Raw genomic sequence first — 14,554 nt, 5'->3', positions numbered from 1 at the left:
TTCGGTTAGTGATTGAGAATGAATTCGCGGGTGTTCACGAGCGCCCAAAGCACATCGACCAACCCGGCCTCGCGATCCGAGGCCGCCGATACTCGTTCCAGTGCGGTTGTTTTTTCACCCGCGTCGGGCAGACGCGAGAGCGTGGCGAGAAACAGTTCGTCCACGATCCGCGCGTCAGACATCTTCGCGGCCAGGAGCTTTGCGAGCCGCCCGCCGGTGATCTTCTTGAGCAGAACAGGATCGGTCATCAGGAACAGTGTTTGTGGTAGCGCGGGGCCACTCGGGCGCTCACAATCGCAAGTGGAAGTGCGTGCCGGGCGCCCGAACACACTGAAGACGCGCGCCGCGTGCCCCGCGCGCACGCGGTTCGTCGCCACTTCGACCGCTCGCGCACCGGCCGGCGCATCGGCACCGAAATCTTCCTTCGTACCGAGGGCGTCGTTCAGTGCGTCCAGCACCGCTTCGGCCATAAGCGGCCGGGGGTACGAGCGGGCAAAGTTTCCGTGATCGCGGCGGTTGGTGTCGTTCGGCGTTGAAGAAAGTTGATACGTGCGGCTGACGAGGATCGTGCGCTCCAATCGCCGAACATCGAAGCCGCTCTTGGCGAAATCCGCGGCCAATGCGGTGAGCAACGGCTCGTTGGAAGCGGGGTTGCTCGCCGCGAGGTCATCAACCGGGTCGATCATGCCCGTGCCGAAGTAGTGTGCCCAGACACGATTCACGAACGCGCGGGCGAAGAACGGGTTGTCCGGTCGCGTGACCCAATCGGTCAGCGCCTCACGCGGGTCGGTGCCGGTCAGCTCCGGACCGCCGAGTGCCCGCGCACTCAGAACGGCCCCGGTGTCGGGGTGCGGGAGCCGACGCGAGCGGTCCGAAAGGTACACCTCGCGCAACCGCGGAATCGGGGCGCTGACTTTTCCGGGCGGCAACTTTCGGCGCTCCTCTAGGAGATCGACCACCGCGGACGTGAGATCGGGCGAACTGTCGAACCGAACCCGGCCGAATGTGTTGGCGAACGCCCGATAATCGGTCTGCGTCCACCGGTCGAAGGGGTGCCGGTGGCACTGGGCACATTCTAGACGCACCCCGAGGAACGCGGTCGAGGTCAGTTCCGCCATCTTTTCGAGCGGGAAATACTCCTCGCCCTCGAACCGGCGCCAGTAGTGATCGAGAGTGGCCCGCTCATGGTACGTGGAGTCGAAGCCCTTGTCGTTCACCCGCTCGCGGACGATTTCCGCATCGATCCACTCGCGGAGCGCGTGCCCCTCCCGGCTGGTAGCAGTAAGCACCCCGCGCACCATCCGGTCGTAGGGAACGTTCGTCGCGAACCGGTGCCGGAACCAGTCGTGCCACATCCGGGCGCGCCTCGTGCGCTGGTCCGGGGAACCGTCCATCGCGTCCACGTTGCAACCCGTGATGTCGCACATCTTGGTCGCCCAGAGCGCCGCGTGGAGCGGGCTGGTGAGTAACTTGTCGATCGCCTTCTCGCGCTTCTTCGGATCAGGGTCCGCAACGAACGCCCGAACCTCGTCGGGTGTGGGTAGCCCGCCAGTCACGTCGATCGCGACGCGACGGAGGAACTCTTCATCCAGTGCGAGATTCGAGGGCACCACGTTGAGGCGCTTCAGCTTCGCGAACACCGCGCGATCGACATAATTGACTTCGGGAACGACGGGGTAAGGCTCGGCCCGCAGAATCGGAACGAATACTCGCGCGACCGCCGTGAGCCCCCGGTAACTGGCGACGATTGCCGTATCGCCGGGCCGCGCCGCCCGCACTTCGCCGAGCAGCGAAACGTCGGCCACCGAGTCGTCCTTTGCGCGGAGTTCGCAAAAGGCTGTCACATCGGCCGTTGTACCGTCGGCGAATGTTGCCCGCACGCTCAGTTGGGCCATCTCGCCCGGCTTCGTCAGCACGTGCTCGGACGGAACGGCTTCGAGCCGAGTTACTGCGCCCGAATCCGCGATGCGCTGGCCGCCCCCAGCGATCCAGTGGCGAAGGGCGCGCGCCTGCCACGAATTTGCCGCGAACCGCATCCCACCGCCGTGCGGAATCTGCCCCGTCGCTTTCAACAGAAGCAAACTTTGATTCGGGTCGGCCGAGTTGATGCGCCGACCGCCCCCGCCGCGGGTGAGGGCGAGGAAGTCCTTTTCCGGCTCGGCGCCGAACAACGACAGCCGCAAGCCACCCTTTCCCCCAAACGACCCGTGACAGGAACCCGCGCTGCACCCCGATTTGTTCAGCAACCCGACCACGTGTCGCTCGAAATCGACGGGACCACCCGGTTCCGCCGCTCGCGCAGAAGCGGGACCAACAACCAGGGTGAGTAGCAGGGCGGAGCGGAACATGGGGTTTCTCTCCAGTTGCGAGCAATACTCACTACCAAAAAAAAACGGGCGTGCGATTTTCTGTGTTGCGCTCGTGAGTGTGGTCCGCTCGCTCCGCGAGCGGTTGGCATCCACCAACCGCGCACAGTGCCCATCACCGCGTCACTTCGGATGCACCGCTCGCGGAGCGAGCGGACCACACTCAGAGCACCGTGCGCAACGGAAGCGCACACTCGTCACGACTACTTCTTCTTTTCCCCTTCCGGCTTCGCGGGCGCCTTCTCCAACACGATTTCGATCTCCTTCGTCGCGCCTTCTGCGAGCTTCACTTTCTCGGACTTGTCCGCGTACCCCTCCGCATGGCCGGACACGGTGGCTTCTTCGTCCGGGAACATCTGGCTCGACCGGAACCGGCCGTCTTCTTGCTCCTCGAACGACACGTCCGACTGGCGCCCGTTGCGCAGAATGAACCGGCCGTCGAGAGCGCCTTTGCCGGCCGAGTAGGTCGCGGTGACGCCCGGCTTGACCAGCTTCGTCCCGTCCTTCGCGATCACCTTCACGGTCAGAATCGGCGCGGTGTACCGCACGATCTCGATGCCCTTCACGTCGTCGGTCAGGGTGCCGAGCCGAACGGTGCGACCGTTGTTCAGTTCCTCGCCCTTCGCCTTCCGCCACCGCAGCGACCCGTGTTCGTTCGTCATCAAATTGAATTGTGTGTTTTCCATCCCGTGCGGGACGTGTGCGATCACTTTTCCGTTCGCGTCGGCCTTCGCGTCGCCGAACCAGGACACGCCGTCGATCTCCCCGAACACGTGGCAACTGTGACCGCGGGTCGGCTTGCCCTTGCTGTCGAGGTACTGGGCCTCGATCGTGACGTGCGGCACCGCCCGCACCTCGATCCGCTCCGGGTTCGCTCCGGCCTTCAGTGTGATCTTGGTCCCGGCGAACACCGCAGCGGGTACCGGCACCGCCTTCGCGTCCTTTCGATCGATCGACCCGTCCTGCGGGTACTCGCCCGGCTTCACGACGTAGTTACCCGGTGGGAGCGGGCGCATCTCGAACTCACCCTTCGCGTTCGTCACCGCCGAGCGGTTGATGTTGTCCGCAACGGGTTCGGTGATCTCTTCGTTCCGGTCCCGGGACTCCGCGTTGATGACCGCCCCAATGACCGGCTTACCTTTCGCGTCGAGGACCGTGCCCCGCAAACGCGGACCGGCTTGGAGCGTGAACGTCCCGAGGTCGCCGCGCTTGTCCTTGACGACGTGCGTGGTCGGCACGAACTCTTCGGGCAGCACCCACACCACCGCCCAACCCGGGGTCACGAGTGGGAGGCGGAACTTCCCCTCCGCATCGGTCCGAACGTCGGCGAACGACCCGTACTCGAACGTGCCCTCCGACCGCTTGCTCGTGACCGAGTACGCCTGCACTTTGACCCCTGCGGCGGGCTTCCCCGCGGGTGTTTTGACAATCCCGGTCACGGGCCGGGCGGGGCGCAACTCAACGCTCTCGAAGAACGGTCGGCCGCCCAGCTTTTCGTTCTTGCGGATCATGCTCAGGGAGTACCCGAAGCCCTTCTGCCCGGCGTAGTCCGGGTGCTCGACGTCCAGTTCGATGTACAGGTACCGCTTCAAAGTCTGTTCCGGCGGGAGCACGAACGAATACTTCCCCTGGGCATCCGTGGTGTGTTTGGTTTCCTCAATAACAGGGTTCGCCTCCTTCAGTTCCGGGTCACCGAGCACCGACCGCCGCACGACGACCGTGGCGCCCGCGATCGGCTTCCCGGTGTCCTTGTCTGTCACCTTGCCGCTGTAGTTCAGCGTCTCGCCCTTCGCGGGCGGGTCGGCCGGCTTCTTCGCGTCCTCGGGTTTCTTCTCGTCGGTCGGCTTGGCGGGAGCATCGCCCGCGGTCAACCGGATCGCGGAAGCGCCAACTACGAACCCCAGGGCGAGCAGGGCCGCACTGAAGGTCCAGACGAGCCGGCACCGGCGCGCGATCGGGGTGCGGTTCAGCAGAAGCATGTGAACCCTCCGGGTGAGGTTGGACCGGCGATCGGTGATTCCCAGGGCCAAGCCCGGAATGCCCAACCGCCGGCGGGCCAGGGTAACGAGGTACTCGGCGTATTCGACCGGGTCCGCGGACTGGTCGACGGCGCGGGCATCGGCCAGATAATCCTGACTGAGCCTCAGTTGTCGCCGCAACCACCAGAACAACGGTTGATAGAAGAGAAAGACCTGCGCGAACGTGACCAGGTACCACCTCCAGACGTCGCCGCGTTCGACGTGAGACCATTCATGTGCGAGGCCGTAGCGCAGCGCGCTCCGCCCTTCCGAGCCGCCCGCCGACGCGGGGAGGACGATAACGGGGCGCCACCCACCAAACGCGACAGGTGATTCGAGCCGATCGCTGACGAGCACGCGGGCGGAATCGGCCGCAGAGCCAGCAATCTCTCGCAGCAGCGCGACCGCTTCGGCCGACGCGGGGCGGGTGCTTCTCCAGAGGACAAACAGCCGCCAGAGGCCTACGAGCGACCAAACCAAGAACGCGCCCGTGAGCGCCCCGTACCCGATCAACACCGCGCGAGTGATCGAGAGCGCTGATTGCGGCGCTGGCGCCGGTACGTCCGCGGTTCGTGCCGATTGAACTGTCAGCGCCTCGGCGGGCACCGCGCCCGCGCCCGGACTTGAGGGGGGCGCAGAAACGAGAGTGGAATCGGCCGCCTTTTGCTCAACCGGCGGAGTCTTCGCTTCGGGAGCGGGCCGGAACGCCGGCACGCGCTCGGTAGCCGTCGGCGGGGGTAACGGCACTGGTGCGGGTTCCAGCGCGGGCGCTTCGGCCACCGACTCGGCCGGGAGCACCGCCAGGGACAAGCGAGGCAACCCGGGAATCAGCGCCACGAGGGGAACGAGCACGGCCGCCGCGAGCGCGAGCCCGACTACGCGCACGCGATCGGCCGGCTGGCGACACAGTCTGACGGCCACCGCCGCCGCGACCAAGATCACGAACCCGCCGGCCGCAACGCGGGCCAGCCATTCCGGTGTGAAAACGTCCCACGCCATTTCAACTCCCCCCCTTCCGCTGCTTGTCGGCCCGTGCTTTGGCGATCAATTTTTCCAATTCCCGTAGCTCTTCCGGGGCGGCGTCGGACGCCCGGAGCATACTGAGGACGAACTGGTCCAGTGCCCCGCCGAACACTTTGTTCAGGAACCGGGACGTGACCTGTTCGCGCGTGTGTTTGGGGAAATAGACGAACGTCCGGCCCTCGGCCCGGTGGCCGACGAGCCCCTTGTCTTCCATGTTGCGCAGAACAGTTTGAACAGTGTTGAACGCCAGCCCGAGTTCGGGCGCGAGGCGGTCCTGGACGTCGCGCACGCTCCCGGACCCGAGTTCCCAGAGCACCTTCAGAACGTCGAGTTCGCGTTCACTGGGTGGCAGGTCTTCGGCCAAAGTAACCTCCGGAAGGAGATGCCTAACCTAATAGTTTAGGTGAAACTTTACTCGGTCCGCACCCGTGCTGTCAATGCCCGCGCGAGAAAATTTGTGCCGTGCTTGCGGGTCTGTTTTCCGCACGAGGTGCGCGAGCGCGTGCCGGGACCGAGCTGAATCGTGGATGTTCTGAGTTTGTCAAATCTGCTCATTCAAAAGCGAAGGCCCACTGCACGTACAGTGGGCCTTCGCGTTACTCGATCGTGGCGCGGGTTAAATCTCCGCGAGTTGTTCCTTCGAGTCGCCGAACTCCTTCAACCTCACGCCGGCCTTCTCCATCATGGAGAGGTACAGGCTGCACATCTTACGGTTCGGCTTGCCCGTGTAGTCGAGCACGCGGCCCGTCTTGATCCGCCCGCCGCCGCGCCCGACCATCACCACCGGCAACTGGTCGTTGTTGTGGTTCCCGGTCATCATGCTCGAGCAGAACAGGAGCATGCTGTTGTCGAGGAGCGTGCGGTCGCCCTCCTTCACCGCGTCCAGTTTCTCGGCAATGTACGCGACCTGTTGTGCGAAGAACTGGTTCACCTTGAGCCAGTCCGCGCCGTCCGTATGCGAGAGCAGGTGGTGGATCATGTAGTCCACCTTCAGGTGCGGGAACCGGAGCGACGAGTGGTCGTTGTTCAATTTGAGGGTGCAGACGCGGGTGGTGTCGGTGCGGAACGCGAGCACCATGATGTCGCACATGAGCCGCATGTGCTGGTCGATGTCCTGCGGAATGCCGTCTGCCGGGCGCTTCATGTCGGGCTTGTCGAGCGTGGGCCGCCAGCCCTGGAGTCGGCCGCTCTTCCCGGCCTGCTCGATGCGCTGTTCTACCTCGCGCACGCTGGAAAGATACTCGTCCAGTCGGCGCTGGTCCGCAGCGCTCACCTTGTTCTTGTAACTGGTCGCATCCTCGCGCACCGCGTCGAGCACGCTCTTGTCGGCCTTACCGACCTCATCGCGGAACAGGCGGTCGAACGCGAGCGCGGGGTACAGTTCCAGCGGCGTGGGCGTGGTGGCCGAACTCCACGAAATGTGGGAGCTGTAGATCATCGAATAATTCTTGTGGATCGCCGCAATCGACGGCTCGGTGCCCAGCACGAGGCTCGGCACCTTCGTCTGGCCCTTCGTCTTCTCCGCGACGACCTGATCGCAACTGATCCCGGACTTGATCGCGCCGTCGGGCGCGAGGTGCGCCCCGGTCAGGAGGTTCCCGGTCTGGCAACTGTGGATGCCGCCGATGAGGGCTTCCTCGTTGTAGAGCCCACGAAGAAACAGCATCTTCTCGCGGTGCGGCTTGAGCGGGTCGAGCACCTTGCCCAACTCCATCGCCTTGCCCTCGCCCTTCGCCCACCACTCCTTGCTGTGGAAGCCATTGCCGCAGAACAGTGCCGCGAACCTAACCGGCGCCTCGGACGCGGTGTTCTTGGGCTTGTCATCGCCCCACACCGGGACTGATTCCAACCACGGCAGCGCCATCGACACGCCGACGCCACGGAGGAACGAGCGCCGAGAGAGGGGTTGCGTGATGCGCATGAGAGGCACCTATTATTTAGTTCGAGTTACGGGAGGCTCGCACTGCGTCCTCCCATTGAATCGCTTGATCGAGGCTACCCAAGCAAAGTTCCGTGCCTTTTACGTAGGGGTCGTACTCGCACTGCGAAAGTGCGTGCTCAATGACCCGACGGACAACCCGGTTTGTGATTACAATCTGATCGCCTACAGACACGCAAACTCCGTTTCCGACGTCGAGCCAAGTCTCGTGATATCTGAAGGTGCCCCAGATGTATGAGCCGATATTATTCGACGGCCAAATCCCAATTGAGATCCAGCCGTCGTCGCCCGTGGCGCGCCACCGATACTCGGTGCCTTGAACTGCGATACGACGGCTGTCTTTCCCGCGGCGCATATCCGCTACTCCCCGAACTCGCTCCCGCGAACCATGCGGAACTGCGGGCTGTTCACGATCACCCGCACGGCAGCCGAAACCTTGCCATTGTTCTTGTTCACCTCGGCCACCATTTCGTCGATGAGCGCGGTGTCCGAGAGCGTGACCGAGCGCCCTAAAGCGTACCCGAGGAGCCGCTTGCAGAACAGCCGCACCACCACGTCTTTCTTCTTGGCGAGCAGGTAGGTCCGCAGCCCGTCGATGCCCTCGAACTCGGTGCCGTCCCTGAGCTTGGCGTGGGTATCGATGGCGAGTCCGCCCAGGTCTTTTTCGCGCAACCGACCGATTGGGTCGTACTTCTCCATCGCGAAGCCGAATGCATCGATCCGCACATGGCAGACCGCACACTCTGGTACCTTCGCGTGCTTCTCCACCATTTGGCGCACGGTGAGCTTATCTGCGCCCTCTTCCTCCGGCAGTTGCGGCACGTTGGCGGGCGGGCGCGGGAGCTTCTCGCCGAGGAGCGTCTCAACGACCCAGTTTCCGCGAAGTACGGGGCTGGTACGCGACGCGCCTGCCTCTTTCGTTTGCACACTTGCGAGTCCCAGAATGCCCCCGCGACCGTACTTGCGCACGCCATCGACCTTCCGCCATTGCGGGCCGGTCACGTCCGGGATGCCGTAGTGCTTGGCGAGCGTTTCGTTGAGGTAGGTGTGGTCCGCGTCGATAACAGATGTCACCGTGCGGTCGTTCTGGAACAAGTCCTGGAAGAAGAGGATCGATTCCTCGTAGATTGCTTTTCGCAGTTCCGGGGTGAACGTCGGGAACAGTTTTTCGTTCTTCTCATTCAGTTCATCGAACCCGCGGACGTGAATCCACTGGGTGCCGAACTCGATCGCGAGCGAGCGCGTTTTGGCGTCGTTCAACATGCGCTGAACCTGGATCGCGAACACCTTCGGGTCGCGGAGCTTGCCCGACGCAGCAACCGCACGCAGTTCCTCGTCCGGCGCGCTCGACCACAAGAAGTACGAGAGCCGCGTCGCGAGTTCCCAATCGCTGACCAACCCCGGTTCCTTGCCCTTCGGCATGGCCTCGATTCGGAACAAGAACGCCGGCGCCACCAGCACGCGCGACACCACTCCGCGGAACGCCTCCTCGTGCGTGGTGCCCTTCGCGCGAATCGCCTTGTAGAGCGCGAGGAGATCGCTCTTTTCTGTCTCTTGCAGCGGCCGACGGTACGCCCGCGACGCGAACTTCAGGAGCGCATCGAGTTGTTGCGGGACCGCGGCCTCTTCGTCCTTGATGCAGTCGTCCGCCAGTTTCTTGAACAGCGGTTTGCGATCGATGAAGAACTGCTGGAACTCCTTCGGCGTATCCTGCGTGGTGAAGCCCATGAATTGCGGCAGGTAGTCGTACTCCGCGACCGCCTGGCGGCTCACGAACCGCTGCTCGACCCACAATCGATCGAGGCGCCGCGACTGCCCGTCCGTGAGGAACAGTCGAACGAGCGGTTCGTCCTCGCGGTGGAACATCTTCAGCGACACGACCTCGTCTGTCGGGACGACTTGAGGGAAGCAAATGTAGAGCGGGAAAATGCGGCGGAACTCATTGTGTCCCGCGACGAGTTGCTTGTACGCGGACCCGTTCGCGGAGCCGAGGAGCAGGCCGTCCCCGCGCGTGCCCGCCCCGGGTGGAGTGGTCGCCACGCGGGGGCGCACCAGTCGGTCACCCGCAGTATCCCCGAGCTTCGCGTCCACGACGAACTCGCGCCCGGCGAAGAGCGCGGCCGGGAGTTTGACTTCCACCACGGCATTCGCGGAGCCGACGACGTTTACATCGGTAAACTTGTCCTTCGGTAGCCCCAATACTGCACCAGTTCGTGTGCCCAACTTCGCCACATCGACGCCCCCGAACAGTGTGCTCTCGACCGAAACGAGGTTGTCGTACAGCACGCGGTCCGGCGACTTCTCCTGCGCGGGCCGCTTGCCCGCGAGCAACTTCTGCACCTCTGTCGCCAGCTTCGCGGCCTCGTCCTTGCGATCCGGCGACGCAGCAGCCTCGCGCCACTTGCCCAGCAGTGACGCGGGTGGAATCACGCTGCTGATTCCCTTACCGAGCGCACGAGACGGCCCGCGCACGAAGCTCCACACGTCCTTGTTGCCGAGTTTGTCCGCGTGCGGGTTACCGGTCTGCACCGAAGTCGCGATGTCGGCGGCGAGGTTCCACACGCGCTTGGCCTTCGCGGTCTCGGTGAGCGAGAACTCGATCGCGGTCATGTCGCAGACGTGGTCCTCGTTCTTCGCGTCCACCGCGAGGAGGACGAGATCGCCCTTCTCGACGTCGATCACCTTCGAGGCCGGCTCTGCGGTGCCGCCCAGATCCACCGGCCCTTCCGCGATCACGGCAGCCCGGGTACCGCGCCGGTGCTCGATCCACCACGCCACGCCGTTACCACATGCCGGATGCGCGTGAACGATCTTCGCGCCGAGGTTCACAGTCATCGTGGCCGGAGCGGTCCACACCACCGCGACGAACTCCTTCGGCATCGGGTGAACACCGACGCCCTTCGCCGGGATGCGCCCCGGGATCTCTTCCAACTTGTCCGACGAGTTCGTCACCAGCACCGGCAGGTCGGTTCCCTTTTTCCTCCAGCCGTTAATCGCGGGGCGTGCATCATTTTTCGGCGTCGGTTCTTCGAGAAGCGTGAGCGAGACCGCGGGGACAACTCGACCGATGCTCGCCGCGTCCCGTGCGAACGGCTCTACCGCCAACACTTCGCTCCAGCGCTTCAGGAACGTCGGGTCGAGACCGTGCTTCTTCGCAGCGCTCTCGGCCGTCAGCGTCTTGTCGTTGGCGAGTTCCACCGCAGCGGTGAGGTACTTCGCGCTGTTGACGAACACGGACGGGTACTCGACCTCGAACGCGGGGCCGAAGTCGGCATAGTCGCGGAGCATCAGCGCCGGCTTACCAGGCGCCTCGAACCGCGGGCGCGACCACACGACCGATTCACCCGTACCCGCCTCTTGCGCGGAGAGATAAACCGTCACCTCGGATTGCCCCGGAGCCGGTTTGAGCGCGAGCCGCAACGGGACCGAGTCGACTGCCGGCGGATCGACCGGCACCTGTCGCGCCAGACTCTCGACGTAGCCGCCCGCGGATTCCCCCCAGCGTGCCTGGATGTAACTCCCGACGCGACTTGTTCGCCACAGCGCGGCCTGCACCGCGACGACTTCGGCCGCGAGAGCCGGCACGTCCTTTTCTGCCGCCGCGCGCCACTTCGCCCGAATCGAATCGAGCGGCTGAGAAGGCTTCTTGTCGGTCAACGTTCCCCACAACGCCGCGAGATACTTCGCGTTCAACTTCTCTTGAGCGGCGACCTGCGTGAACTTGCCCGCATTGAGGGCGTCGCGGTGGCGCACCGTGGCGAACAGGTACGGCTGAACAGGGAGTTTGCCCTCACCGTCCGCGTGGGTCGCGTAGAACGCTCGCAGCGCGGCGGTTCCCTCGTCCGTCCAGTCGCGTCGCGTCTTCGCCGGTGAAAAACGAAAACCGTCCGGGAGCAACACCACGCGGTCCGCGATGTCTTTCGAGGCGTTGAGGTACTTGGTGAGCAGCGCGGGCGAAACGTCTGTGAGGGCTTCGGCGGCGTTGGTGAAGCCCTCGCCCGCGGCGCCGTCGGCGGGGAACTCCCGCGTCGGCTGGAGATCGACGCCGGTAAGGTCGCGGATCGTGTAGTTGTACTCCGCGTTGCTCAGGCGCCGGAGCGGGATGTGGCCCGGATCGCCGGACCGGGCCTTCGCTTCGGCATCAAGGAACCCGCGAATCCACGCGAGTAGTTGCTTCTTCTCGTCCGCGGTCGGCTGCGGTTTTTCCTTGGGCGGCATCTCGCCGGCTTCGACCTGTTCAATGATCCCGAGCCACACCTTCACGTCCTTCCGGATGTCGTCGGGGCTTGCGAACCGTTCGAGGTCGAGGCTACCCTTCTTCGCCTTCGTGGAGTGACAGTTCAGACAGTATTTCTTCACGATCGGCTGAACCGCGGTCGCGTAGTCGCCCGGCTTCGCATCGGCTTTTGGTTCTTGCGCGGCCATCGGCTGCTGATCGCGGACCAGTGCGAATACGCCCAGTGCGACCAGCGCTCCAAACGCGCCCGCGAGCCGAACGCGGAATACCCGTGTCGTCATTACGCTTCCCCGCCAACTCTCGATTTCGGGTCGATACGGTACAGGATAACAAGAGACAGACGCCAGAGCGTCGTCCCAAATCGGAGAACGCCCCGTTCTCGGGTAGCGCCGAGGGTGGAGGGCAGGTCAGTGCTTCGCGCGGTTTGCGCGAAACACGTGGGGCGGTTCCGATTTCGTGCGGGATCGGGAACTTTCGGTGTGCTGAAACAAAGAAATAAGCGCCGATGCGCGTTTGGCAAGTATCTGATCGGTTTTTGGGTGTGAACTAATTCACCACGTGCCGGAGGATGCCCCACGAAGCTCTGCAGCGCCGGCACTGGATCTGAAGCGTCCGCGCAACGACCGGCGCCTCGCTGCCATCAGCGCGACGCGGGCCACGGTGGTCTCGCGAACTGATGAGCTGGAGATTCGTGCTCTGCACTCCGGGCAGCGCTTCGAGTCATCGGGCACGGTATTCATCTTACCCCGCCTTAACCTTGCGTTTCCCGCCCCTCCCTTCGCTGGGCGCGGCCTCTTCACCGTCGATGAAGCGCTTGGCGTCCGGGAGCGCGTCCAGGAAGACGCGGCCATAGGGTTTCGTGATGACGCGCGGATCAAACAGCACCACCATCCCGGTGTCGGTCGCGGTGCGGATCAGGCGCCCGAAGCCCTGCTTCAGTTTGATCGCGGCCTGCGGTACCTGATAGTCCATGAACGGGTTCCCGCCGTCGGCCTGGATCGCCTCCAGGCGCGCTTCGGTGAGCGGGCGGTCCGGCACCGAGAACGGCAGTTTCGTGATGATGACGTTCGAGAGCGCTTCGCCGCGAACGTCTACGCCCTGCCAAAAGCTGTCCACGCCGAACAAGACGGCTTTATTCCCGTCGCGGAACTGCTCCAGGAGCTTCGGTGCGGGGAGCCCGCTCCCCTGGACGAGGAGCGTGTACCCGTGCTTCGCGAACCACGGACCGAGCTGCGCTGCGGCGCGGTTCAGAAACCCGTAGCTCGTGAACAGCACGAACGCGCGGCCCTTCGTTCGCGCCACGTAATCGGGGATCTTCTTCAGCACCTCGTCTTCGTACTTCGCGCTCTGCGCGGACGGGTCCGGCATGTCGCGGAAGAGGTGCAGTTCGGCCTGTTTCTGGAAGTCGAACGGGCTCCCGAGTTGGCTGGTCTTGGCGCTGTCGAGGCCGAGGCGCTTTTGGAAGAGCTTGAACCCCGCGTCGCCGCCCACAGAAAGCGTCGCACTGGCGAGGATCACACTCGGTACGCGGTCGTAGAGTTGCGCCTTCAGCGCCGGGCCGACCTCGATCGGCGCGCTCGCCAGGCCCACGCGGGGCACGCGCCCGGGCTTCACCTCGACCCAGTACACTTGGCCCGGAAGATCCTGGTTCAGCCACTCCTTCACGCTCTTCGCCATCGAATAGAGCCGGTCCCCGCGGCTCGTGAGCTCCATCTTCTCTTCTTCGGCGTCGCGCCCCTTCGCGAGCTCGTGGAGCGTGTCGCCGAGCTTCGTGAGGTCGCCACTGAGCGTATCGGGCACCACCTGCTTTTCGCGCACGCGCCCGGACCCGCCGCTCGAATTGGGGCCGTTCCCCTTCGGCTGGTTGAGTTGCCACTGGTACACGGACAGGAAGAATTTTTCCGTCGATTGTCGCGTCGCGTCGAGCTGCGCCACCGCGTCGCCGTCGCCGAGCGTCGCGAGGATGCCCTTTTGCGTGCGCGCGGCGAGCAGTTGGCCCATCAGGTACTCGACCCCGCCCTGCGACACCCCGATTCCGAGGTGGTCGGCGGCCACGTCTTCGAGCGTGTGCGCTTCGTCGAAGATGACCGCATCGTACTCAGGGAGCACCCCACCCCCGGAGCGCCGGAGGGCCAAGTCCGCGAAAAACAGTGAATGATTCACGACGAGGATGTTCGCGCCGAACACGCGCTTCCGCGCCTGGAAATAGAAGCAGTCCGCTTGGTGCGGGCACTTCCGCCCGAGGCAGTTGCTGCTGTCGCTCTGCACGAGATCCCACACCGGCTCGTAGGGCTGCACGGGCAAATCGGACTTGCTGCCGTCAACGGTCTGACGCGACCACCGGCCGATCTGCACGAGCTGGTCGATTGCTCCCGGGGTGTCGAGGAGTGTACTGGCTTTGGATTGCGACACCCGCAGCCGGCGAAGGCTCAGATAGTTTCCGCGACCCTTCACCAATACCGGCCGATAGTCTCCTGGGAGCACCGATTGGAGAAAGGGAAGGTCTTTGCGAATGAGCTGTTCTTGCAGACTGATGGTGTGTGTCGAAATGACGATCTTGAAGTCTTTTTTCGCACTGACGGCCTGAATTGCAGGAACCAGATACGCGAAGGACTTGCCCACCCCGGTGCCGGCTTCGACGAGCAGTTGTCGTTTCTTGTCGAGGGCGTCACCGACGGCTTCGGCCATGTCGAGCTGCTGCGGGCGCGACTCGAACCCGGGGAATTTCTTCGCGATCAGCCCGTCCGGGCCGAGAATCTTGCGTGCGTCCATGTCGGTGATTGTCGCTGCGGCGGGAAAAGGTGTAAAGGCCGGTTGCCCGAACGGGGTTCGGTCGGGAAAGCCGTTATACTTGGAGAAGAATCGGTTCCGTTTCGTGCTCAAATCACTTCAGACGCGCTGGTTCCCCCCATCTTCGTGGCGCCTACACTTCTAGTCGGAAGAATTCCCCTCGGGACTGATCGCACAGGGT

6 protein-coding genes are annotated in these 14,554 nt (G+C 64.1%); all 6 read right to left on the bottom strand.

The annotated features are described in order from the left end of the window. Positions 1–5: 5 nt before the first annotated feature. The 6 genes from J8F10_RS08495 to J8F10_RS08470 all read right to left on the bottom strand — a co-directional run bounded on the left by J8F10_RS08495 (position 6) and on the right by J8F10_RS08470 (position 14,355). The gene (locus J8F10_RS08495) at positions 6–2,348 is read right to left on the bottom strand and encodes a DUF1549 and DUF1553 domain-containing protein (RefSeq protein WP_210653402.1); all 2,343 of its coding nucleotides are present in this window, start codon (positions 2,346–2,348) and stop codon (positions 6–8) included. Between the two features lie 221 nt (positions 2,349–2,569). Next, positions 2,570–5,383 (bottom strand): carboxypeptidase regulatory-like domain-containing protein, encoded by a 2,814-nt coding sequence (locus J8F10_RS08490; protein ID WP_210653401.1) that lies wholly within the window; start codon positions 5,381–5,383, stop codon positions 2,570–2,572. A gap of 1 nt (position 5,384) precedes the next feature. Beyond that, complete coding sequence (locus J8F10_RS08485) at positions 5,385–5,771, bottom strand: BlaI/MecI/CopY family transcriptional regulator (protein WP_210653400.1); 387 nt, start codon at positions 5,769–5,771, stop codon at positions 5,385–5,387. A 252-nt stretch (positions 5,772–6,023) separates the two neighbouring features. Next, positions 6,024–7,328, bottom strand: coding sequence for a DUF1552 domain-containing protein (locus J8F10_RS08480; RefSeq protein ID WP_210653399.1), 1,305 nt, complete (start codon positions 7,326–7,328; stop codon positions 6,024–6,026). A gap of 378 nt (positions 7,329–7,706) precedes the next feature. Then, entirely contained in the window at positions 7,707–11,864 is a 4,158-nt protein-coding gene (locus tag J8F10_RS08475; protein ID WP_210653398.1) for a DUF1592 domain-containing protein, read from the bottom strand. A 460-nt stretch (positions 11,865–12,324) separates the two neighbouring features. Continuing rightward, entirely contained in the window at positions 12,325–14,355 is a 2,031-nt protein-coding gene (locus J8F10_RS08470; protein WP_210653397.1) for an ATP-dependent DNA helicase, read from the bottom strand. Between the last annotated feature and the right edge of the window lie 199 nt (positions 14,356–14,554).

Origin of the sequence: Gemmata palustris (assembly GCF_017939745.1) — a bacterium.
In the GTDB taxonomy this organism is placed as follows: Bacteria; Planctomycetota; Planctomycetia; order Gemmatales; family Gemmataceae; genus Gemmata; species Gemmata palustris.
This window is presented reverse-complemented; position numbering and strand designations above follow the sequence as displayed.